Annotated in this window: 17 protein-coding genes; 6 read left to right on the top strand and 11 right to left on the bottom strand. The window is 43.0% G+C overall.

Features of this window, described 5'->3' with window-relative positions:
* Positions 1-65: 65 nt before the first annotated feature.
* Entirely contained in the window at positions 66-1,736 is a 1,671-nt protein-coding gene (locus AC1F2U_RS06325) for a transglutaminase domain-containing protein (protein WP_480260335.1), read from the bottom strand.
* A gap of 438 nt (positions 1,737-2,174) precedes the next feature.
* Here AC1F2U_RS06325 and AC1F2U_RS06320 point away from each other — a divergent pair, with 438 nt between their 5' ends.
* Together AC1F2U_RS06320 and recF are read left to right on the top strand one after the other, a co-directional pair.
* A complete protein-coding gene (locus AC1F2U_RS06320) occupies positions 2,175-5,033 on the top strand; it encodes a cation-translocating P-type ATPase (protein WP_480260438.1) in 2,859 nt (952 codons plus the stop codon).
* 143 nt (positions 5,034-5,176) lie between these two features.
* Positions 5,177-6,301 (top strand): DNA replication/repair protein RecF, encoded by a 1,125-nt coding sequence (recF, locus tag AC1F2U_RS06315; RefSeq protein ID WP_480260334.1) that lies wholly within the window; start codon positions 5,177-5,179, stop codon positions 6,299-6,301.
* Between the two features lie 169 nt (positions 6,302-6,470).
* Here recF and AC1F2U_RS06310 read toward each other — a convergent pair whose 3' ends face one another.
* Positions 6,471-6,941, bottom strand: coding sequence for an MgtC/SapB family protein (locus AC1F2U_RS06310; RefSeq protein WP_480260333.1), 471 nt, complete (start codon positions 6,939-6,941; stop codon positions 6,471-6,473).
* 672 nt (positions 6,942-7,613) lie between these two features.
* On the opposite strand from AC1F2U_RS06310, the gene AC1F2U_RS06305 reads away from it, so the two are divergent.
* A complete protein-coding gene (locus AC1F2U_RS06305) occupies positions 7,614-9,962 on the top strand; it encodes a putative PEP-binding protein (protein WP_480260332.1) in 2,349 nt (782 codons plus the stop codon).
* A gap of 67 nt (positions 9,963-10,029) precedes the next feature.
* Positions 10,030-10,854, top strand: coding sequence for an NAD-dependent epimerase/dehydratase family protein (locus tag AC1F2U_RS06300; RefSeq protein ID WP_480260331.1), 825 nt, complete (start codon positions 10,030-10,032; stop codon positions 10,852-10,854).
* Positions 10,855-10,993: 139 nt separating this feature from the next.
* Here the strand turns inward: AC1F2U_RS06300 and AC1F2U_RS06295 are convergent, their stop codons facing one another.
* The 9 genes from AC1F2U_RS06295 to AC1F2U_RS06255 form a co-directional block, all read right to left on the bottom strand.
* Positions 10,994-12,166, bottom strand: a complete 1,173-nt coding sequence (locus AC1F2U_RS06295) for a baeRF3 domain-containing protein (RefSeq protein ID WP_480260330.1) — start codon at positions 12,164-12,166, stop codon at positions 10,994-10,996.
* A 229-nt stretch (positions 12,167-12,395) separates the two neighbouring features.
* Positions 12,396-13,052: a DUF1361 domain-containing protein gene (locus AC1F2U_RS06290; RefSeq protein WP_480260329.1), complete on the bottom strand. Its 657-nt coding sequence runs from the start codon at positions 13,050-13,052 to the stop codon at positions 12,396-12,398.
* A gap of 185 nt (positions 13,053-13,237) precedes the next feature.
* A complete protein-coding gene (locus tag AC1F2U_RS06285) occupies positions 13,238-13,462 on the bottom strand; it encodes a hypothetical protein (protein WP_480260328.1) in 225 nt (74 codons plus the stop codon).
* Positions 13,463-13,540: 78 nt separating this feature from the next.
* Positions 13,541-14,779, bottom strand: coding sequence for a hypothetical protein (locus AC1F2U_RS06280; RefSeq protein ID WP_480260327.1), 1,239 nt, complete (start codon positions 14,777-14,779; stop codon positions 13,541-13,543).
* A 150-nt stretch (positions 14,780-14,929) separates the two neighbouring features.
* Positions 14,930-16,813 carry an iron uptake porin gene (locus AC1F2U_RS06275; protein ID WP_480260326.1) on the bottom strand — a complete coding sequence of 628 codons (1,884 nt, stop codon included), beginning with the start codon at positions 16,811-16,813 and terminating at the stop codon, positions 14,930-14,932.
* Between the two features lie 222 nt (positions 16,814-17,035).
* Positions 17,036-17,512, bottom strand: a complete 477-nt coding sequence (locus AC1F2U_RS06270) for a hypothetical protein (protein WP_480260325.1) — start codon at positions 17,510-17,512, stop codon at positions 17,036-17,038.
* Between the two features lie 195 nt (positions 17,513-17,707).
* Positions 17,708-18,472 carry an energy-coupling factor ABC transporter ATP-binding protein gene (locus tag AC1F2U_RS06265; RefSeq protein WP_480260324.1) on the bottom strand — a complete coding sequence of 255 codons (765 nt, stop codon included), beginning with the start codon at positions 18,470-18,472 and terminating at the stop codon, positions 17,708-17,710.
* 92 nt (positions 18,473-18,564) lie between these two features.
* Complete coding sequence (locus AC1F2U_RS06260) at positions 18,565-19,218, bottom strand: energy-coupling factor transporter transmembrane component T family protein (RefSeq protein WP_480260323.1); 654 nt, start codon at positions 19,216-19,218, stop codon at positions 18,565-18,567.
* Positions 19,211-20,134, bottom strand: a complete 924-nt coding sequence (locus AC1F2U_RS06255) for an energy-coupling factor ABC transporter permease (protein WP_480260322.1) — start codon at positions 20,132-20,134, stop codon at positions 19,211-19,213. Before AC1F2U_RS06255 ends, AC1F2U_RS06260 begins: the two co-directional genes overlap by 8 nt.
* 911 nt (positions 20,135-21,045) lie before the next feature.
* On the opposite strand from AC1F2U_RS06255, the gene AC1F2U_RS06250 reads away from it, so the two are divergent.
* Both AC1F2U_RS06250 and AC1F2U_RS06245 read left to right on the top strand, forming a co-directional pair.
* Positions 21,046-22,290 carry a glycosyltransferase gene (locus AC1F2U_RS06250; protein ID WP_480260321.1) on the top strand — a complete coding sequence of 415 codons (1,245 nt, stop codon included), beginning with the start codon at positions 21,046-21,048 and terminating at the stop codon, positions 22,288-22,290.
* 102 nt (positions 22,291-22,392) lie between these two features.
* Positions 22,393-24,255, top strand: a complete 1,863-nt coding sequence (locus AC1F2U_RS06245) for a glycosyltransferase family 39 protein (protein ID WP_480260320.1) — start codon at positions 22,393-22,395, stop codon at positions 24,253-24,255.
* The last annotated feature ends 9 nt before the right edge of the window (positions 24,256-24,264 follow it).

Here is a 24,264-nt window from a genome sequence, read left to right as displayed (position 1 = left end):
AGCTTACGGCATGACACACCCTACTCATTTTCTCAGGGTCTTTCCCCAATAACCAATGCCCTAATTCAAAAAGGCGGTAATTCTTTAAGAATTGTGAACCGGATATGATTTATTGCCAAATCACCGATGGGAATATCTTCTTTGGTTAGCCGCGCACCTTTACTTGTCACGGTTTCAAAGGTGATGCCTTTGCCAATTTCAATGTGATACCAGCATAAGCCCATAAAAAAGCGCGTCGGATAAGGCCCACCTTCACCTATATCGTCAGGATTTGATTCCATTGGCAACCAGCCAAAATTTGGGACGTAAAATTCTAGCCAAACATGATTAAAGTCGGGTTGTAGCGGTACTCCTACGAAGTCACTATGGGGAGGACATTTGTATCTACCTACAGTACGGCAGGGGATGCCATTTAAACGAGATAGGGCAAGTAAAACGCCGACATATTCGCCACAAGAACCAACCCCCCGTTCTAAAACCGTATCTGGTGTATCAATGTAAGGTTTAATACCGTAGGATAACTCATCATAAACGTAGTTGCGGATGCTGTGCATTTTCCGCAACACATTGGTTTCAGAACCAATCGCTTCTCTGGCGGCACGGCGAACAATGGTAGTATCCATTGCTAAATCGTCGTCGTCCACTAGGTAGCGTGTTTGTAATTCTGGGGACAGTTCGGGTATATTTTCTACGTCTCTGGGTGTGATGCGATACTTAATACCTCGAACTTCCAAAAGTGCTTTCCAGCCAAATATATGCCGTTCTCCTGGTGCAAGAGAATCAAATTTAAAAACTGCTACACGTTGCCCCTCTATTACTTCTTCGGTGAAGGGTATACCAATAGGTTCAACGTGTTTCACCTTTTGACGCTCAGTTTCCGATGGTAGGGCAATACGCCATTCGACATCGGGTAAAAAAACTTCGTCTAGAGGTGCAATTTCCTCAGCATAAGACATTTCAATCAGATAGCCATTAGAAAGTGCGTAACGCTTATCTGGATCGTAATGATAATACAGAGGATGAATAAAAGTGCGATCGCGGAATGTTAATTCATGACTCGGATCGGCATTCGGGTTATCCCGGATATAAGGCTCCTCTGAGGCGTAGGCGACGTAAATACTTTCTTTGCCTGTTTCGGCATTTTTATGGATTGCTATGCCTGTCGGACATTCAAAGGGTGTCAGAACGCTGAATTGCAGCTCTCCCGTGGCTCTGTCCATCGCGTAAACTGATTGTTCGGTGCGATCGCAAATCCATAGCATTTCTTGGTTGACTGCCAAATTCTCTATCCCAACTCCAGGTGCATAAAATCTGGTAATTTCTTTTCGCGTTTCGCGGTCAAAAACCAGAATGTAGCCTAGCCTTTGGCAACTAACATAAACCGTTGTTTCCCAAACAGCAACGCCATCAGCTGCATAAGGCAATGTCACAAAATGTTCCAGACCTAAAGCATTCAGCTTGCACAAATAAACACTATTTTCTCGGCTTACCCACAGGGTATCATCCCACACCGCTAAACCAGTGACATCGGTAAATTCTTCAACTTGATGGGGATTGAGAATTTTACTGTTGTCAGAGGTGGGATCGATCTCCAGTAGATGCCCTTTAATACTGTCAATGGCAATCAGTCTATCTTTAATGAAAGTAATGCCACAGAGGGTAGCAGCAGTAAGCGGTCGAATTGTTTTTTGCCCAAACATCTGGCTAACGGTCAAAGTGGGGAGTGCAAAACTCATAAAACCTTGTGGTAAGTGTAAAAAACCCTCACCTTTAGGTCGGGGAGGAAACATGACTCAAGCGGTTTTACCGCCGTCACACCAATTGCTTGAGATGGAAAATCCTAGTCGAGCAATGGCTCCCCCGATCGGGGTGGATGAAAAATGCTGAGTTAAAAGACTGCCCACAATGGGCGTTGCTCTTACTAAGTACATCAATTAGTGGTTCTCGATCGCCACGTTTACAGCGGGGTACTAATAATTATCGGTACAATGTGTTTCGAAAAACTCTTTCGTGAGAAATAATACTATGTCAAAACAGGAGGAATTTACAAATGTTAAGAATTACATATACACTCATAAAACTGGGCGATCGGCTTAATGTAACTTTAGAAGATGGAATTCCTGCCATCACTAAATTATGATCGAATTTTGTAACCATTTGCTGTGACCTATACGATGTCTGCTAATTCTCTGCCTGAAGGTGCCGCCGTTTGGCATAGTTTAGAAGTTGATAAAGCGCTAGACCTGCTTGATAGTAATGCAGACAGCGGCTTAACACCCCAAGAAATTCAACAGAGATTACAAAAATACGGCCCCAACGAACTCGAAGAAACTGCTGGCCGTAGTGCTTGGGAAATTCTGCTGGATCAGTTCAAGAACATTATGTTATTGATGCTGATTGGCGTGGCTCTGATTTCTGGGTTTTTAGACTTAATGGCTTTACGGGCGGGCAGTTTGAAGCCTGGTGAAGTGCCATTTAAAGATACGATCGCTATCCTAGCAATTGTCATCCTCAATGGCATACTCGGCTACGTCCAAGAAAGCCGCGCCGAAAAAGCCTTGGCAGCCTTGAAAAAAATGACCTCTCCCTTAGTACGCGTCATCCGCGACGCCAGACTGGTGGAGATAGCAGCCAAGGAACTAGTTCCAGGGGATGTCATGCTGCTGGAAGCTGGGATGCAAATAGCCGCAGATGGACGCTTGATCGAACAGTCTAATTTACAAGTACGTGAGTCGGCATTGACTGGTGAAGCCGAAGCGGTGAATAAACAGGCATCACTAAAATTGCCGGAGGAAACATCATTAGGCGATCGCCTCAATGTTGTCTTTCAAGGAACTGAAGTAGTCCAAGGACGCGCCAAGGTTCTGGTGACGAACACTGGCATGACTACAGAACTGGGTAAAATTGCTGCGATGTTGCAGGCGGTGGAAAGTGAACCTACGCCTTTACAGCAGCGGATGACTCAACTGGGTAATGTCCTAGTTACAGGTTCTTTAATACTTGTGGCGATCGTTGTCGCTGGCGGTGTCATCAGAGACGGGGGTTTTAAAAATATTCAAGAACTCTTGGAAGTTTCCTTGAGTATGGCGGTTGCTGTAGTTCCAGAAGGTTTACCAGCTGTAATTACCGTCACCTTGGCACTGGGAACCCAGCGAATGGTGCGCCAAAATGCCTTGATTCGCAAATTGCCAGCAGTGGAAACGTTGGGTTCTGTAACAACCATCTGTTCTGATAAAACCGGCACCCTGACTCAAAATAAAATGGTGGTGCAATCGATTTCCACCAATAACAAAACTTTTCGCGTCACCGGCGAAGGTTATGCCCCCACAGGAGACTTTCAGTTCAATGGTCACAAAATTTCCCTAGAAGAATCTCCAGAAATCTCCGCTTTATCAGTCGCCTGTGCTATTTGTAATGATTCAGTGTTGCAAAAAGAACAAGGTGAATGGGCAATTTTAGGAGATCCGACAGAAGGGGCATTACTCACGCTGGCGGGAAAAGCCGGAATTGAAAAAGACCAGTGGAACAGTAAGTTACCTCGCGTTGCGGAGTTTCCCTTTTCCTCGGAACGGAAGCGGATGAGCGCGATCGCTCAGGTGGAGGGAGTCGCCACAGGTGACGCATCTTCGAGAGGCATTGACCCAGCGATCGCTGGTTTTCTGCAATCGGAACCTTACTTAATGTTTACTAAAGGTTCTCCAGAGTTAACCTTGGCACGTTGCACTCAGATTCATTTGGGTAATGACACGGCTACTTTAACCGAAGCACAACGCCAGAAAATTTTGGCAGAAAATGACCTGATGGCGAGTAAAGGTCTAAGAGTGCTAGGTTTTGCCTACAAACCCTTGGTGCAGATTCCACCGGAAGGTTCAGATGAAACATCCGAGCAAGATTTAGTATGGCTGGGATTGGTGGGAATGTTAGATGCACCACGCCCAGAAGTAAGGGCAGCAGTCCAAGAGTGTCGAGAAGCAGGTATTCGCCCAGTAATGATTACTGGCGACCACCAATTAACAGCACGAGCGATCGCTACCGATTTAGGAATTGCCCAAGAAGGCGATCGCGTTCTCACAGGTCAAGAATTGCAACGGATGACTGACCAGGAATTAGAGCAAAACGTTGACCTGGTGAGCATCTATGCCAGAGTTTCCCCAGAACACAAACTGCGAATTGTCCAAGCACTGCAACGCCGGGGTAGATTTGTCGCCATGACAGGCGATGGTGTCAACGATGCCCCAGCCCTCAAACAAGCCGACATTGGTATCGCAATGGGCATTACTGGCACTGATGTCAGTAAAGAAGCCAGTGACATGGTGTTACTTGATGACAACTTCGCCACCATTGTCAGCGCCACCAAGGAAGGTAGAGTTGTTTACACCAATATTCGCCGCTTTATTAAATACATTCTGGGCAGTAACATTGGCGAAGTTATCACCATTGCAGCTGCACCCCTAATTGGTTTAGGAGGCGTTCCCCTTACTCCCTTACAAATTTTGTGGATGAACTTGGTGACAGACGGTTTACCAGCTTTGGCATTAGCTGTGGAACCTCCAGAACCGGATGTCATGCAACGTCCGCCTTTTAGTCCCCGTGAAAGTATTTTCGCTAGGGGATTGGGTTCTTATATGATTCGCATTGGTATCATCTTTGCCATTATCAGCATTGCCTTGATGTGGTGGGCTTATCAACACACCCATGCTGCTGGGTATCAGGGAAATCGGGATGCTTGGAAGACAATGGTATTCACTACCTTGTGTATCGCCCAAATGGGTCATGCGATCGCGATTCGCTCCAACAACCGACTGGCCATCGAGATGAATCCATTCTCCAATATTTTTGTATTAGCGGCTGTTGTCGTCACCACGATTTTGCAGTTGATGCTAGTTTATGTCCCACCCCTGCGAGATTTCTTTGGTACTCATTACCTGAATATGCAAGAATTGGCGGTTTGTATTGGCTTCAGTGCCTTAATGTTTGTCTGGATTGAAGCGGAGAAGATATTTTTGCGGATTATGGGCAAGAAGGCGGTTTGAAAAAGTGAGGAGTTAGGAGTTAGGAGTTAAAAGTTAGGAGTTATGAGTTGAAGAACATTTTGCATTCAAAACTCAAAACTTAAAATTCCTCACTCCTTACTCATAATTTCTAACTCTTAATTCCTCACTCCTAACTTTTCGTTATGTACCTAAAAACTCTAAACCTCCGACAATTTCGTAATTATCAAGACCAAAAGGTTGAGTTTAATGCTGCCAAAACAATTTTGGTAGGTAATAATGCTCAGGGAAAGTCAAATTTGTTGGAGGCGGTGGAGTTACTGGCAACATTGCGATCGCACCGCATGACCCGCGATCGCGATTTGGTTCAAGAAGGGGAAGCCATAGCCCAAATTGATGCCACTCTTGAACGACAAACAGGTGTTAGCGACCTGACTTTAACCTTGCGCCGCAATGGTCGCCGTAGTGTTGCTCTCAATGGCGAATCTATCCGCCGTCAAATGGACTTTCTCGGCGTTCTTAATGCAGTCCAATTTTCCAGCTTAGATTTAGAACTAGTACGCGGCGGCCCGGAAGGTCGCCGCAACTGGTTAGATACACTCTTAATTCAACTCGAACCAGTTTATGCTCACATTTTGCAGCAGTATAACCATGTGTTACGCCAGCGCAATGCCTTTTTAAAACGCCATGTAGAGACGTTGGATGCAACATCTTTACAATCAGAACTAGCGCTGTGGGATGCACAGTTAGCGACTACAGGAACTAGGGTAATTAGACGACGCGATCGCGCTATCCAAAGATTAGCTCCCATTGCTACCACCTGGCACGGCAGTATTAGCGGCAGTACAGAAGTTCTACAAATCAAGTACGTGCCGAATATTCCTGTAGAGGATAACCAGCCAGAAGAAGTGCAGCAAGCTTTTTTAGCAAAAATTCAGCAGCGAGCCGTTGCTGAAATGCACCAAGGCACGACTCTTGTCGGCCCGCATCGAGACGAAATAGAATTAACTATTAACCAGACACCCGCTCGTCAATATGGTTCTCAAGGTCAACAAAGAACCCTGGTTCTAGCTTTAAAATTAGCCGAATTACAATTAATTGAAGAAGTCGTCAAAGAGCCACCATTACTATTATTAGATGATGTTCTTGCTGAACTAGATTTATCCCGCCAAAATCAATTGCTTGATGCCATTCAAGACCGCTTTCAAACCTTGATTACTACCACGCACTTGGGGTCTTTTGATTCCCAATGGTTGAATTCATCCCAAATTATTTTGGTGAAAGAAGGAGAATTAACAATTAAAAATTAAAAATTTATTTAAAGATAGATCCCTTTGGGTTAAAGGTTATTTGTGTAGATAATTGGTCTTTAAAAACGCGATAAATAGTGTCTCTAAATCATGGTTTTGTTGCTCATTCTGAACTGTATTGATTTAAAGATATTTCATACGGGTATTTATAGCGTCCATCTGTATGCCTCTACTCTGATTTTTTGTGATGTTTTTCAAACCTTTTAAAAACGCTGAGAACAAAAAAAGTCAGCATAGCACCGATTAATCCTAACTGCCATAAACCACAGCCAGAAGCAATTCCCAATGCAGAAGAAACCCAAATAGCCGCTGCTGAGGTGAGTCCGTGAATTTCAAGTTGCTGTGATTCTTGGGAAGATTGGCGCACAATTTCTCCAGCACCGAGAAATCCTACACCAGCTGCAATCCCTTGAATTACACGGCTAAGTGCATCAGGGCTAGATTGCAGTCCTCCTGTTTGCATGATTATTAAGGTAAATAAGGCTGAACCTAAACTCACCAGTATATGAGTTCTTAAACCAGCTGGTTTGCGTCTAATTTGACGTTCTAAGCCGATGATTGCTCCAATAAGCAATGCAATACATAGCCGGAAGCTGATATTCAGCCAATCATCAGTTGCAAGGTAGTAAGTGTTTGCCAATGTTTAGTCTGATATGGAGAATTTTATATAATAGGTTAAATCGTAATATTTTTATAAAAATAGTGCAAAACTATTCTAATGTTTTATTAATAGAGTTTAATCCAATAGGTATAGTGCAATAACCTATCTCATCTTTGGATTCTATAGATTCAGTAATGGTTGTGAAACTGAGAATTAATATTTTCCATTATTAGGATTATTTTTCAATAAGATATTATTCTGATCAATGAATGGAGATTGGCATTGTTAAATTGTCGCAACGATCGTAATTTGGGTAAACTAGATGAATTTTAAGTTTATTAAATAGTTTTTCAGCTATTTAAAATGACTTAGCCAGAGAATTATACCTTAAATTGTTAGATTTAACCTATATACTCAACAATTAAATATGATACGACCATGTATAAGTAGAGCAAATCAGCTATACAGCGTATTTCAAATTACTGAAGTACACAACGATTCGTCTCAAAGCCAGGTATAAAGCCTGTTTTACTTCTGATTTCTGACTCCTGAATTCTCCTCTATCCTGCTTCAAAACCCGTAACTTTGTAATTCATCGAAAAGAAAACTGCTGTCAGCCCTGGATACTTTTTATTCAGAAGTCAGTAGATTAACCTGATAACATACCAAAAAGAAATGGCTGTGGCTACAAATAGACAACTAACAAATTGAGTGAATAAACTCTACTGGCTAGATCAAATTAAACTACAAGACCGCGCCAAAGTAGGTGACAAAGCCTTTTACTTGAGCAAAATTATCCAGCGTGGCTATCCGGTGATGCCTGGTTTTGTAGTTTCGGCAGAAATTTTGCGGCAATTTCTTGAAAATCTCAATAGTTCAGAATCATTAGTAGCTGACTTACCCCATTCTTCGCTACACCTGGATGTCACTAATTGGCGGCAACTTCAGCAGGTGGCTAGTCGCTTGCGCCAAGAAATTCTGACTGCGACTGTAACCCAGGAGTGGGTGAGTACAATTTTCCAAGCAGCTAGAGAATGGCAAACTAGCTGTTTAATTCTTCGACCTTCCTTAGGAGTATCAACTGCTACTCCAGGGATAAACAATATATCGGGTTTACTGGAGTCGGTATTTTGCCAGTGCGAACCGGAAGCGATCGCACTGGCTCTAAAGCGTACCTGGAGTCAAATATTTCGCGCCCGGAGTCTATTATATTGGCAGCACTCAGGAATTAATCTGCAACAAATTAATTTCGCAATTTTGGTGCAACCTGTTGAAAATGCGATCGCCAGCGGCTCGCTCACAACCAATGCCTCTGGGTGGGAAATTGAAGCTACTTTGGGATTAGGAATGGCGATCGCTCTTGGCGAAGTACAGCCAGATGTTTACTATATTCAACCAGAAACTGGGGTTGTGCTTGAGCAACAACTAGGCAATAAAATGCTGGCTTATGGTGTTGATGATGCAGCATCTAAAGTTTTTTCGCAACTCGTGCCGAACTCAGCGTTAACACCAGATCGCACCTGTCTAATTACCTATATGCTTCCAGAAGCCCAACAAAAACAGTACTCTTTACAAGAAGAATACTTACAACAAATAATTGCTCTGGGAACTCAACTGGTAAGTGAACTAGGTAAAACTTTTACCATTAAATGGACTATTGCCGGGCAAACTACATCTGGCAAACTCTACATCACACAAGTTAGTCCTTCGCAATCTATAATTCCTCACTCACACTTGATTCGAGGACTAGGAGCAGCTGGAGGACGGCTTGTAGCCACTGCCCTGGTAATTATTAATCCACAACAGAAACCCGAACAACTACCGAAGGGAGTAATTTTAGTAGTACCAACGATTACACCTGATTGGTTGCCATTATTGCAACAAGTTGGTGGTATTATCACTGAACAAGGGGGATTAACCAGTCACGCGGCAATTCTAGCTAGAGAATTAGGTATCACAGCAGTAGTAAACGCAACATCTGCCACAACTTTAATCCAAACTGGCGAACGATTGCTGCTTGATGGCGACAGAGGAGAAGTTTATCGCATCAAAGGAGACTCAAAAAAAGAGATGGACAAAGGAAGAGAAGAAAATCTTCTTACCTCCCATCACCCCAACTCGAAAGCGCCTCATTCTGCTATTGCGTCTCATCTACCTATGATTGCTACCCAATTGCTGGTTAACTTGAGTCAGTCCACTTTAATAGAACAAGTGCAAAACCTGCCTGTGGATGGAGTGGGATTGTTGCGTTCCGAATTGATGGTACTAAATATATTGAACGGGCAACATCCCAATACTTGGATTTTAAGCGGGCGTCAGGCAGAATTGTTAGAGCTATGGTCTGAGCAAATTATGCAATTTGCCCGTGCCTTTGCCCCAAGACCAGTTTTTTATCGTTCTTTAGATTGGCGATCGCAAGATTTACCATCATTGCGTGATAGTTTAGAATCTTCGCCCCAGTCGATGTTGGGCGAACGTGGCACCTTTAGTTATTTACAAAATCCCGCAGTCTTTGAGTTGGAACTGCAAGCTTTGGCAAGCGTACAGCAAGGTGGCTACACCAATGTAAACCTGCTGTTGCCTTTTGTGCGGACTGTAGAAGAATTTATTTTTTGCCGTCGCAAAGTTGAGCAAGCTTTTTTAACCGAAGTAGCGCAGTTTCAATTGTGGATGATGGCAGAAGTGCCGAGTGTACTGTTTTTATTACCGGAATATGTGAAAGCAGGTGTGGGTGGAATTTCTATTGGTACAAATGACTTGACCCAATTATTGCTAGGAGTGGATAGAGAACAAGGACAGCTAGCAAAAGTATTAAATGAACGTCATCCAGCAGTTATGAGTGCGATCGCTCAACTGATCCAGATGGCTCAAAGTGCTGGTATCCCTTGTTCAATCTGCGGTCAAGCACCAGCCCTCTATCCAGAAATTATTGATAAGTTAGTGGAATGGGGTATAACTTCCATTTCCGTTGAACCGGAAGCAGTCGAGCGAACATATCAAGCGATCGCTCGTGCTGAACAACGTCTGATTTTAGCAGCTGCACGACGTGAATTAAAGTAATCCTATTAAATAGAATCAGTTTCGCGCAAAAACTACTGTGTAAATACGATCAACAATCATGAGTTTTATGAAAGTATTAGTTACTGGCAACGAAGGAATGATTGGTTCGGTTGTTGAAAAAGTTTTACGTGCTGATGGATGTGAAGTTATTGGCTTTGATATTGCAAGTGGTCATAATATTCTGAATCCAGATGAAATTCGTTCAGCAATTGTTGGCTGCGATGCAGTTATTCATCTTGCAGCACTACTTGGAAACTTTGAGGATTTGCCGGATGAAATAATGGCAGTGAATCTTCTCGGAACTTGGCATATTCTAAAAGCAGCAGCAGAAGCAAAACTCAAACGTGTTATTTTCTTCAGCAGTGTTGATGTTTTGGGAATCTTTAAAGGTGAGAGAAAACCGGATTATCTTCCTTTAGATGACAATCATCCTTGTTATCCAACTACTCCTTATGCTGTTTCCAAGCAGCTTGGTGAAGAAATGTGCAGATATTTTACCGATAGCACAGGTATCCCAACTATTTGTCTGCGACCACCTGGTGTATTTGATGAAGAAACTTACGATTTTATTATTTCTAATCGGCAAGCTAATCCCGATTTTGAGTGGAATCCGTTTTGGGAGTACGGCGCTTTTCTGGATGTGAGAGACGCCGCCCAAGCAGCACGATACGCTTTACACTGTCCTAATCCTGGTCATGTTACCTTACTGCTATGTGCAGATGACATTTCTTCGGCGCATCGAACTAGTCAAGAAATGGCTCAATCTCTACTACCTGAAGTGGATTGGCGCGGAGGTGATGAATATGAAAATGAACCTTACAAAGCTTTGATTAACACTCAACTTGCAAAAGAAATCCTTCAGTGGGTTCCCCGTTACAAATGGCGGCAATGAAGCAAGGCTTGCTTCAGCATGTACAATAAACCGCTATAGCTGAAGCTTTCAGGAATGTCAATTTTTAACGATATTACAAAAGACCCCACCTCAATATACTCATTTGGTGGGGTAGTGATCGCGTGCAAAACCGAAATTGTTAATATCGATAAATCGCCGCAACATCTGTGCTATATGGAATCTGTTCAAAGGGAACAGCGTAGACCGTGCCACCATTTAATAAAGTATGAGCAGCGACAAAATCCAACAAATCCTCATCACCAGCTTCTTTTTCTGGGTGCAAATAAACCGTTTCTGAGGTTGGATCGAATAAACCCCACTGTTGCTGACCAACTGCAACTAGTAATGAATCCACTCGTTGGTAATAAGCTGCTGATACAACTTCTTCGAGGTTGTTAGATGCTTTACCAGTATCGCCACCAAACAATTCGTGAAATTGTTCCAAAACTGCTTGCTGTGACTTTTGGAAATCAGCCTCGACAATCGGCCAAGCTTGATCGTGTAATTCTTGGGCGCTGAGAATTTCTGGATTCCCGGTAATAGCTTCATCCATCAAATGCTGGTAAGTATTTGCTTGTCTGTACACAGGCAAGAGATACTCTACCCCAGCCAGCACCAAAGGCGCTTTTTGCAATTTCAGTTTATCGTGTAATGCGCGATCGACAATTTGAAAGAATTGGAGGATATCTTCTTGGCGTCTATCCCTGTCAGGGCTTCCCTGTCCGTGAAACGAACCTGGTTGCGAAAAAGGATTGGAAGTTCCCCCTTTTGATGTTGCGATACGGAACTGACCTTCTTTAGCAGTATCGTCTCTTTGGAGAGCTTCATCTAGACTTTTAGGGAGATTTTCTACTTCCACTTCATTGATGCTGTAGCGTGTTCCTTCAAAGAACCTAACATCTTGTTGGCTCAAAGCCAGTATATAGAAGCGACCATTGCCATTTAAAATTGGCAGCAATGGTTTGATGTGAAATCGGTCTGTAACCACGACCAACTCTTGAAAATCAATTGGTAGCGGATAATAGCGAAAAATATTGTCAGAAATAAAAATCGCCAGCCCTTGCTCTCCGATTTGCTCCCAAAACTCTTGGGTATCAATTTCCTGGGATTTTTCCACCAATGCGATCGCATCTTCCTGTGTCAAACCCGCATCAATTAAACGAGCCTCTGCTTCCCTGACCAAATTTTTAAAGCGAATTGGGTTTTGTCGCACTTCTGGCCCAGCTGGGTGCGTTGGCATATAAATGGAAACACAATTTCCTTTTGGCTGTTCTATTAATGTCTTGATTTCCTCTTTCGAGATTAATTGCATATTATATCCCTCCTATCAACATGACTAGATACATCAGACCAGACCATCGATATTCAAGGATCTGATCGGACGTTATTTTCAGGTGATGGCGGTTGAAGTTCAACCGTTTGCTTCTGAGTTTATTTCACCTCAAGGAGGGTTTAGTTGCATCTTTCTTTTGATAGGCAATATTCATCAAGGAAATTACTAATTAAAACCCCAAAATTAAGAGCCAAAATTGCCACGTCGATCAAATGTTTGGCGTATTAGAGTTTGTGCGTCCTGAGTTTATCCCTATTCTGCCATTTGATTGGCTAAGACCTAAAGTTACTCGTTTCATAATCCAGTACAAACCTGCAAGTACCACAAAGGTGATAGCAATAATCACCAGGGGCTGTTTTCCCAGAATTTCTTCTACCCCTTTGGTTATTACGGCATCGGGTTGAGTAATAAAATCCCAACTGTTGAAACGCAAAAATCGCCCCCAATAAACACCAACAGCACAGAGAAAATGTGTAATCGTCTCAACGCGCCAAATCCATTGGCTCTTACCGATGCGATGTAAGTAGTGACCCCAATTAATTAACGATATTACATAAGCTTCAAATCCACTTAAAATTACTAGCAAATACACAGGAATAAGTACTAAGGTAATCATCCACACCGATTGAATCGTGCGGATATCATCTATCAAGTGAATTACATCAGTCAACAAATACGGTGCATTTGGTAAGAAAGCATAGAAAACTAAGAATCCTAGCCACCAAAGCCAAGTGCCACCGCGCCTCATGCGAAATAGCCAGACACTCAAAGCCAAAGGTATAAAAGCCAGAAACAAATTCCAAGTCATCCAACTCATATTAATTCGCAAGACTTGCACGACTCTGGCTATCAATTCTTCTTTCATAGGTGCTTACTCGGAAGATGTTTGATTGATGTCAATTCACTCTGTAGTGTTAGTGTTAACCTTAGCGATCGAGTTTTTGTAGCCTCCAAGAAAATTAATTTTCTCCAAGATCGAACAAGATTTTTATGTCAGTTAAAAGTAAATGCATACTGATATATGTCCAAAATTTAGAGTTTTTGTGTATTTTATGCTGGAGGATGAAATTTATCAATCAATCGGCTTAAGTCTACTAGTATAGCCAGAAACTCATCAGGGTAAAAGATACCACCGAAAGGTAGTCTGAGCAAGAAAAACGCTGCGAATAAGCGATGGTGGACTTTTTTAATTGCAATGTATGCCTCTGTGCTAACTATTATATTGATTTCATTTTGCCCTGCTAGAGTTCCAGAAGGATTCAAAATTTTTGTCAAGTTAGCCTTTGCTTAGGGGCGAACGAGACGCCCACCCCACAAGAAGTAGTTGGATATTTTTTATTGAAAAGTCCCTAACTAACGCAGTAGCACTCGACTACGAGGGCCGATCGCTTGTTTTGGTGAAGTGGGCATTGTACAACTCTTGGCAGAATCTTGCGAACAAGCAGCTTGAGCAAGGGTTGCAGGGTTGACAACTACTTGATTGACCTCTAGGAAATTACCGTTACTCAATTCCATATTAGGTGTAGTAGAAATTGATGGAGAATTAGACCCAGATGTGTACGTTGTAGGTGTCGAGGAAGCGCCACTATCAACTATTGGTGTAACAGTGAATGTGTTACCGCCATCAACTATTGGCGTAACAGTGAATGTGTTTCCACCATCAACTATCGTTGCAACAGTGGGTGTGCTACCACCACTAACTACAGGTGTAGGAGCGATCGCACTACCACCGCTAACTACAGGTGTAGGAGCGATCGCACTACCATCAATTACTGATGGAGGAATGGGTGTACTACCACCGCTAATTACTGGCGGGGGAGTGGGTGTACTACCACTGCTAGTTACTGGTGGGGGAGTGGTTGTACTACCACTATCAGTAGTTGGTGTAGGAGTTATGAGAGTTGCAGTTGCAGGTACTTTGATTTGTATTCTTGCCAGGGGTGAGTTAGTCATTTCCAAAGATGTCACCTTTGGCGAACCTGGGAGATCGGATTTGAAATCAAAGACTGTGGGGGTGGCGCTACCATTGCGATCGCTATATCTGACTCCATATCCACTCACTTCAAAAGTGCCCTGATACTGGTTTCCAGTGTTTGGATCGGTGACAATACCAGTGTATAAGGCTTTGGTGAGATTAAATTCATCCTGAACTACTCCTTGAAATGTGGTTCCTGCCAATTGCCCCTGGTATTTATAGGGTGTCAACTCACCGCCAGAGAGAATCGGCGAAGTGAGAACGCCATTAAAGGAGACAATCGGAATGCCTTTAAAGTCAACAAAATAATGCAGACTACCATCAGAGCGTGTTTGTACCTGCACATAGTCTGACTTGTATATAGGAACATAATTAGGATTGTTCTTAGTACCTAAGTTCCGAGAGTAAGTCCCCGTATCGTCTGTATCAACACGAGTAATCCTTTGATTGAAATTGGGATTATTTCTGGGGAGTTGGATAGTACCCGATAATGTGCCAGTGCTTTGAATTGTGATTTGAGCAGAAGCACTTGTTCCACTTAAACCGATGAAGACTGCGGCTAAACTGCTACTGCTAACAAGAATACAACCCAACTGAACTGATGAATTTAATTTCATGAAAAATTTGCTCCTTTAATCACATACAAAAAAAATACGCGTATGTTTACGCATGACTTTTCCTTGCTCCTGATGGATCGTGAAAGCATCTAATACTGAATTCATCAGTATTTAAATAGCGTATTTTATAACGTTTACATCAGTACAAAATTAAAACCGGAAACTTGCTCTTAATGTCCCAACGATTAATGCATCGTTAGCGGCATTGTGATCGGGATTGAAAATAACGAATAAGCCTGGAGTCAAGGCGATATTGTCGCTCAGTTGGGCGCGGTAAAAAACTTCTACGTGAATTGATGTGTCACTACGTCCGCCTGCTGTCCCGCCATCAGAAAAGTTGGGAAAATTGAAGCCGTCGGGTAAAGTACTGGAAGTAATTTTGGGCGGTTGTCCAACGAGAACGCCCCCTAAATTCCCAGAACGCAACAAATTAGGAAAAGCTGCAAATACCATCCAGTTGGTAGTTTCTACACTTCCAGAAAGGTTGGATGGCTTGGAGGAAGTAAAGCCACCCCAACCGCCCAATTGCAAGTTAGGGTTAATTCGCCAAGCAACGGTAGCACCAATAGCTTGAGTATCGAAAGCTGTAGGATTTGCAAAAGGTGAAATCAGTTGAGAATCGCCAATACCACCTCCCAGTAAGCCATCTGGGGAGTGGGAATAGAGATAATGTACGCCGATATCGATGTTATTTGTGGGTGCTAAACTTAACTGAGCGCCAGCAGTATATCTACCGCCAAATAGTCCGCCCTGCTTGGTATCGCCAGGAAAATTGGGTATTTCGGCACTATAAACGCCTTGCAAACTGATGCGATCGCTAATCTGCCAGTCAAAGCCTATACCACCACTGCCGTTACCAATACTTAAAATCGGGTTGCGCTGACCAAATAGAGAAATTGCACCATCGCTAGAACCTTCTAAAGGGCTAATACCGCGAAAGGTGTTAATCGGGTTAACTCCCGCCGTACCTACGACAATTCCCAAGTTATGCGAGGCGAGAAATCGATAAGATAAGTCACTAACAATTAGATTGTTGTCTGTATTTGACTCAAATCCCAACCGCCCCATATTGGTAGATAACAACGATGCATTAGAACCCAAATTACCCGCAGACAGCCCTGTTAGCAGCAAATCTCCCCCTGTAAATGAAGTTGCTAAGGTTAGTTGGGCGCTACTTGTAAAAGTCAGATTGGTTTTTCCTTGGCGTTCAGGTACTCCATCTCTCGGAAACAAATCGACATCGGGGCTATTAGTTCCCTGAACGCTAAAAATGGCTTGACCAAATAATCTAGTAGTTGTGGAAAACCGATTTCCTTGTAATTCACTAGTCTGCTTTTCCACAGCTTCGACGCGCTGCTGTAATTGCTGCAACTCTGCTTTGAACTCGCCTTGCAATCTTTGCAGCAGGATTAAATCTTCATTATTAACTGTATTAATTTTATTGTTAGCGTAGGCGTAGCCCGCCGCAGGCATCGCATCGTTAATCTTCTCCAAGCAAGCATTTAAACCAGCCGCAAATTCATAACGGCTGATGCTACGATTCCCCAGATAAGTCCCATCAGCGTATCCCGCAATGCAGCCATAACGTTCTACTAAAGACTGCAAAGCACCAAAAGCCCAGTCGGAGGGTTGCACATCCTGGAGTTGCGATACTGAGGTGACTTGAGACATTGTGTTGTCTGAGTCTGGGGGATGAAGAGATTGGGAAAATTCTTCTGTGCTTTCCTGGTTCTGTACAACTTCTGTTACAGGTTGAGTATCTTTTAATTCAGGTAAGTTAGGGGAACTGATGAGTTGAATTTTTTCTCTACTTTTTCTAAGTATATTCTCGTACTTATTTTTTATAGTTGACGAGGTGGTTATATCTGGTTGCACGAATTCAGGTGGTGTAATTTCAGCAGGTGAGACAACTTGAGATAAATTATCCTGTGTTGACTGCTGCACCGGGTTTTCTAGCAGAATTATCGGCTTTTCTGGTAAATTGACCGCAGATATTGGCACTGTTGTCAGAACACTCGCCATCAGTAGACTCATATCACTCCTGGTATTTCATTTGACTTGCACCAATACTTCTTTTGACAGATAAAGTTGGTGTATATCAGGAATTTTTTTGAAAAAAAGTGATAAAAGTTACTGCTTATCCGAGAGGCATCACCGTGTCAGTGGGAGAATGAAAGAGCAGAGGAGAAGTTGCAGTAAGTTTTTCCCCTCTGCACCTCTGCCCCTCTGCCTCTCTGCACCTCTGCCCCAGATAAATTATTCTGGCTCGCTACAATACTTATTCATCTGATTCACTAATGTATCTGACTGTTTGCCAAGAGTTGTAGCTGTTGTCAGTGCTGAATCAATTTCGGCTCTTGCCTTTTGGATTTTTTCTCTCCCTGATTCTGAGGCTTGTGCTGTCTTAGTTGCACCAAGCGCTTTACCTGCTTTAGCGATCGCTTGACTAAGATTTTGAAAAATCTTCACAAAACCGCTTTGAAATTCTTTCAGCTTCGGATCTTTTAACTTCAGTTCTCCAATGGATTTAGTCACAAAGTCTAAATCTTTAGATAACTGTATGCTAGTTATCACTTGCGTTCCTTTATTTTTATCAATTAGAGAAGTTCCAGCATTCACAACCCGAATCAGTCGCTGGCACTGGGCAACTTTATTGTCACTGCAACCAGTAACTAACAAAGCAATACTTAGGCTCACAGGAGCAAGAACAGTATATTTATGTAAAACAGACATTAACACCCCAACAGCAATTCAACCCACAATATAGTATCCAATATTACGGGGAAATGGGAGGATTAGGGGCAAGAGGCAGGGGGGCAGAGGGGCAGCACTTCGGCTACGCTCAGTGACCAAGGGGCGGAGGGGAAAGACTTACTACAACTTCTCCCCTGCCCCCCTGCTCCCCTGCTCCCCTGCCCAATGCCCAAATCACCAATCTATCGGCAAGCCCAACTGGTCTAAAGTAGCACCATCTTGTAACAGTGCTTGAATATCGCTGTCTATTTGAATACGACCACTAGACAATACCAAAGCGCGTTGAGTGACTCTGCCTAACCAATTTAGATCGTGGGAAGCAATCAAAATCGCTTGCACAGGTAACTTTAATAATACTTGCCCCAAATGACGACGCCATGCTGGATCGAGACCGTTAGTTGGCTCATCCAAAATTAGAATTGTTGGTTCTAGGGCTAAAATTGAGGCTAGGGCGGCTAGGCGTCTTTGTCCACCAGAAAGTTCGTGGGCGGAACGATTGGCGTAGGCTTCTAGACCGAAATCAGCTAATAACTGCCTAGCGCGATCGCTAGCCTCTGCTGGTGACATTCCATAGTTACGCGGCCCAAAGGTAACATCTTCCAAGATAGTCGGCATAAATAGTTGGTCGTTGGCATCTTGAAAACTAAAGCCAATTTGACGGCGCACTTGGGGTAAAGTTTGCAGTTCTACGGGGATGCCATTAATAGTAATTGTTCCTGTTTGCGGTTGTTTTAAGCCGATTAAGTTCTCCAATAAGGTGCTTTTTCCAGAACCTGTTGCTCCCATCAATGCAACGCGATCGCCTTTGTTCAAGGTAAAAGATATTTCCTGTAATACTGGCTCCTGGTGGGAATATGCATACACCAGGTTCTTAACCTCGACTACAGCTGCATGGGGATTATCGGTTGATAATTGGGGATTAGAAGTTAATGATTTCAAAATTTACAAACTCAATATGTAAGGGAGTAGAGAGGCGATTAATCGCGTTTTAGGGAGAGACGCGATTAGTCGCGTCTGTACTGGCGAGTGGGTTAAATTTTGTAAGAAGTTAGGGTTACGCTAGCAGCGATCGCCCAAGCTAGTAATAAGGCAAAACGTTCTTTTGGTCTAAGGGTAGAATCTATGGGTAATTGTCCGTTATAACCACGAGCTATCATTGCCGCATAGACTCGCTCTGCTCGATCTAGACTACGCAGATACAAAGCTCCAATCATGGCTGCACTGGCATAGCGCAACCATCCCGTAGTTCCATTCAGACCGCGTAGTTGGGCGCTGCGCCGCATCCGCGTTACTTCTGAGAGCAAAATTTCCATATATTGCCCAGCTAATAACAAGTTTTCCTTTAAAGGTGCTGGTACTGGTAAGCTTTTAAGGGCAATGCCGAAACTGTGGGGCGGTAAGGTTAACAAAAAACTATTCATCGTCACCAGACAAACCAGCGAACGAACTAGCAAAAAACTGGCTCGTTCCCATCCCAAAGGCAATGCTAGCAATGATAAAAAAATCAATTCTGTGCCGAGTAATCCTCCCAATTGGCGAATTGGTACGCGCAAGAAGCAAGCCCATAAAAGTGCGATCGCGCCATATACACTTAGTCCATACCAGGCATGATGCTTTAATAAAGCTGCTCCCACCACGATCGCTAGAGACAGTTGTAAGCGTAGGGGTAAGGAAAGTTTAAGCATTATTCGGTTTCACTACCTTGGCAATTCCAAAGGCAACAGCAAAGCAAACCGCAGCTCCCACTAGTCCAGCGATACTAGTGCCAATTGGCCCTAAACCCTCAATTCCATAGTCAGCTAAGGGAGTCGGCACAATTATCCGTACTTTCTGGGCTAAGTCGAGGAAGCCAGTATTTTCGGCAACTTTCTCCAAACCATCGGGCCATGCTGAGGCAAAGAGTGACAGCACACCCGCAATCAAAAAAATAGTGACAATAGGCACTGACCAGCCGCGAAACTCGTGCTGTTCGCCTGGTAACAAATCTGGTCTGGCTCTGGCCAGATAAGTCAGCACACCCCCGGTAATCATTCCTTCGCCAATGCCAATCAAAATATGCACGCCAGTCATGGCTGGTAAAACTATCGCTATCGGTGCAGTTCCAGAGAGGGCTAATTCAATGGCACAAGCGATCGCAGCTACCACTACACTCACACCAGCTGCGATCCCAGCAGCCAAGGGTAAGCGCCCTTTAGACCCCCCAAACAGCCGTTGCAAGGTTTCAGTTAAAATCCAGCCAACCCAAACCCCAACTACTGCCATGTTCAAAATATTTGCTCCCAAGGCTGTAATACCACCATCAGCAAATAGCACGGCTTGAATAATTAAAACTGTGGCGAGACACAATGTTCCTGCCCAAGGACTGCCCAAAACGATCGCAGCTAAGGTTCCCCCTAACAAGTGACCACTAGTACCTCCTGCTACTGGAAAATTGATCATCTGGGCAGCAAAAATAAAGGCGGTGGTTAGTCCCAATATCGGGGCACGACGAATACCAAAAGCCTCTTGCGATCGCCCGAAGGCAACAAACAGCGCTGCCGCACTCGCTAAACCAGTAGCCCCGGCCACCGGAATAGAAACAAATCCATCAGGAATATGCATGATCTACCCTGTATTTTTAGAGGTTCATTTACTCAAAACAAGCAATAAAACTACGCCATCATTTTAATAACAAACAAAATTTTTCTCTTTTTTGCAATGCCCTACTGGGGGATTTTATAATGTTACTTTTGACATATTTTCAATCGAGTGTCTACTAAATAGTATACTTATTTAGTAACATATTAATTTTTGTTAAGCTTATTTTTTATATTGCTAAACGCTTAAAAAATGGGACTGTACTTATCTCGTCTCATTTTGTTCATCAAATTACTCCTAAAAAGAGATAATCAACAAACTTGAACTACTTCTTACCTTATGGAGCAGTTCGCTTTTTCACAAATCAAACAGTAATTTATAGCTACTCTTACAGTTAAGAAATAGCTATAACTATTTCTCAAAAAAATGTTTTGACTTTTCTATGTTTTGTAGTATTTAATTAATTCCTTATTGCATCAACAAATAAGTTTTTACGGGTGTAACAGGCTTATGTAATCAGCATTTGCACTTTATTCTTACTTTGGTGTAAAAACAATAATGTATAAGCACATTAACAAAATTTCAGATACTCCATACTAAATTAATATTCCCCGTAGTCTCATTAAAGAATTATAAAGATATGCTGGATAAACTGTATATTTGCTGACTTAGTTTACTTAAAAGTACAGGATGTTTTGCTAAAAGTACGTAATTTTTCGTATAATATCATAAAAATAAGGGGTAAGATGTAAAATTTAGATGAATTTAGGAAAATACTGGGAATCCAAGTGCGGAAATTACTAAACTTTCAAGGCAATTAACTGTAACAAAAGGATTCCTCAACTTTTGAGTAACTAGGTTCAGTCAATAAAATCACCAGATGTTTGATTCTATTTTCCACGGACTTTACACACCCTCGTTTTGCAATTTGGAATATGAAAACAAACTCATCCAACTCGGTGTTAACAGTATCAACAGGCCCGCTAAAGATTTCAGAGTTGCCCCCCAACCCCGTAAGTACAGACGATCATTCTATTCATCTTTCTCTAGTAATTCCTACTTATAAAGAGCGTGACAACATCAAGAATGTAGTCAGCATATTGAGTCAATTACTGGATGAATCTATTGCAGGAAAGTATGAACTAATAGTAGTAGATGATGATAGCCCAGACCGAACCTGGGAGATAGCGCAATCTTTGACGACAGAATACCCCCAGTTGCGAGTGATGCGACGCCAACAAGAACGGGGGCTATCATCAGCAGTGATTCGTGGATGGCAAGCAGCTACGGGCAGTGTGTTGGGGGTGATTGATGGAGATTTGCAGCATCCACCAGAGGTACTAATACAACTATTGCGTAATATTGAGCAGGGAGCAGATTTGGCAGTAGCTAGCCGTCATGTAGAAGGAGGGGGTGTTAGTAGCTGGAGTGTTGTTAGGCGTTTCTTGTCTCGTGGCGCTCAGTTGTTAGGCTTGCTGATATTACCGGGGGTATTGGGCAGAGTTTCTGACCCGATGAGTGGTTATTTTATGGTGCGCCGGAGTGCGATCGCAGGTGCAACACTCAATCCAGTTGGATATAAAATTCTCCTAGAAGTAATTGGCCGGGGAAAAGTAGACCAAGTTGCCGAGGTTGGGTATGTATTTTGCGAACGCAAAGAGGGCGAGAGTAAGGTGACATGGAAGCAATATATAGATTACATCCACCACTTAGTCCGATTGCGGCTTTCCACAGGGAAAGTAGGACGATTGAGTAGAAAAGTTAATTTCCCAGTTGGTCGATTCCTCCGGTTTGGGTTGGTTGGCTTTAGTGGGGTATTTGTGGATATGGCAATACTTTACTTACTCAGCGATCCGACTACCTTGGCTTGGCCGCTGACGCGTAGCAAAATTATTGCGGGTGAAATTGCGATTTTAAATAATTTCTTCTGGAATGACGCTTGGACATTTGCTGATGTCAGCGCCAGACAGCAAGAATGGCAGCAACGCCTGAAGCGGTTTATGAAATTCAACGTTATTTGCCTTGCCGGACTGATATTGAACGTACTGATATTAAATTTAATATTCAATTTTCTCATTCCTAACCGTTATATTGCCAACTTCATTGCGATCGCAGTTGCTACCATCTGGAATTTCTGGGTTAATTTGAAACTTAGCTGGCGCGTCACAGACGTGAAATAATCACAACGAGGGATTTGAGCTTTAGATTTTTGTTTTTAGATTTTAGAACGAACTTAAATCTCAAACGTCAAATCTACAAATCCATGACTGTGAGGCCTGGCAATGAGAGTTTTTTTTCAAGGTGCATTTTATTTTTACAAACAAATTATCTCGTTGCTACCTGCATCTGCTATACATTTCCTGCCTCTGGCAGATAAAAATTCTGGCTCACAACGCAAGCATTGGCATAATTGGCAGACTCGCCTTCCTCCTTACTGGGTTCATCTCTTGCCGATCTTAATATGGTCGATCGTCGGCATCAGCTTGCGCCTAGTCAACTTGACTGCAAAGCCTCCTTGGACTGATGAATTTGCCACCTTGGTGTTTAGCCTGGGGAATACTTTTTTATCAGTTCCCCTAGATCGAGCGATCGCACCTGATATCTTATTACAACCACTGCAACTAAACCCAGCTGCAACTATTGGTGATGTCATTCATAACTTAGCGACACAAGATAGTCATCCACCACTGTATTTTGTGCTGGCTTACCTGTGGATGAAATTATTTCCCAGCGATGAAGGATTAGTATCGCTGTTTGGTGCGCGATTGCTACCAGCGATAATCGGCGCTGCCTCTATCCCGTGTGTTTACGTATTAGGTAAAGTAGCTTTTCGTTCGCGCTTAGTGGGACACTTGACTGCTGCGATGATGGCAGTATCACCTTATGGCGTATTTTTAGCACAAGAAGCGCGTCATTACACTTTGGCAATCTTATGGGTAATTGGTTCTCTCACCTGCTTAGTAATTGCCACACGTCATATTCAAAACCGCACACCTTTACCTATATGGGTAGCACTTTTCTGGATAGGAATTAATGCTTTAGGTATTGCTACTCATTATTTTTTCACCCTCACCCTTTGCACAGAAGTCGTAGTTTTGATTTTTCTGGCTTGGCTTCAATTGCAAACTAGCAGCAAATTTCCTCTCCTCTTCTCTTCTCCCTGGCGGCGCATCTATGCCGTTGCTATAGGTACTTGTGTGGCGGGTTTAATTTGGATACCAACCTTGTTAGAGAATGAAAATCGTGGTGCTTTGACCGAGTGGATTCGAGGTTCGCGCGTTGGACTAGATTGGTTAAGCCCAATTTTTCAAGCATTGGGAACATTGATTGCAATGATTTCCCTATTACCAGTTGAATCTTCTCAAGCTTTGGTTGTGATTCCTTCTGGAATAGTGATGCTGACTTTCTTTATTTGGGCAGTACCAATTTTGCTGCGTGGGATTAAAATTCAACTACAGCACCCAGAAAACCGGATGATGATTCAGGTGTTTGCTGGAGTAGTGAGCAGTGCGATCGCAATATTTTTTATCTTTACGTACTTTTTGGGTATTGACCTCACCAGGGGTGCTAGATATAACTTTGTTTACTTTCCCGCGATCGTGGTTTTACTAGGCGCAAGTCTCGCAGTTTGTTGGCATCCTCCCCAGATGGAAACAGAGCAAGGGAAAAATGGAATAACAAGCATAGGTAAATGGGGAATAAACGGGAAAAAAGCCGTAATCTTAATTTGGTTAATGGGATTGTTCAGTGCAGTTACAGTAATCTGCAATCTCGGCTATCAAAAATATTATCGTCCTGACCTGTTTGTGCAACTAATTCAACAAACATCCCCAACACCAGTACTGATTGCCACCACCCACAAAACTTATGTACACACTGGGGAAATGATGGGAGTTGCAAGGGAGATTAAACTTGCAAATTCACTCCAAAATCCTCTGTTTCTCCTTGCTCATCAAGATCGAGATCCGAATGCTTCCACCATTGCTCTGGAAAATACTTTAAAAAAATTACCACGACCTTTTGACTTATGGCTAGTAAACTTTCACGCACCCGTAGCAGAAACCGTGAAAACATGTGTAACATCTGATACTCAATCTTTGCCAACCGTAGACGGCTACGAATATGAACTTTATCATTGCCAATAAGCTGGGAAC

The sequence above is a fragment of the Nostoc sp. LEGE 12454 genome, from assembly GCF_056620565.1.
The sequence above is the reverse complement of the archived record's forward strand: the minus strand, read 5'-3'. Positions and strand labels throughout refer to the sequence as shown.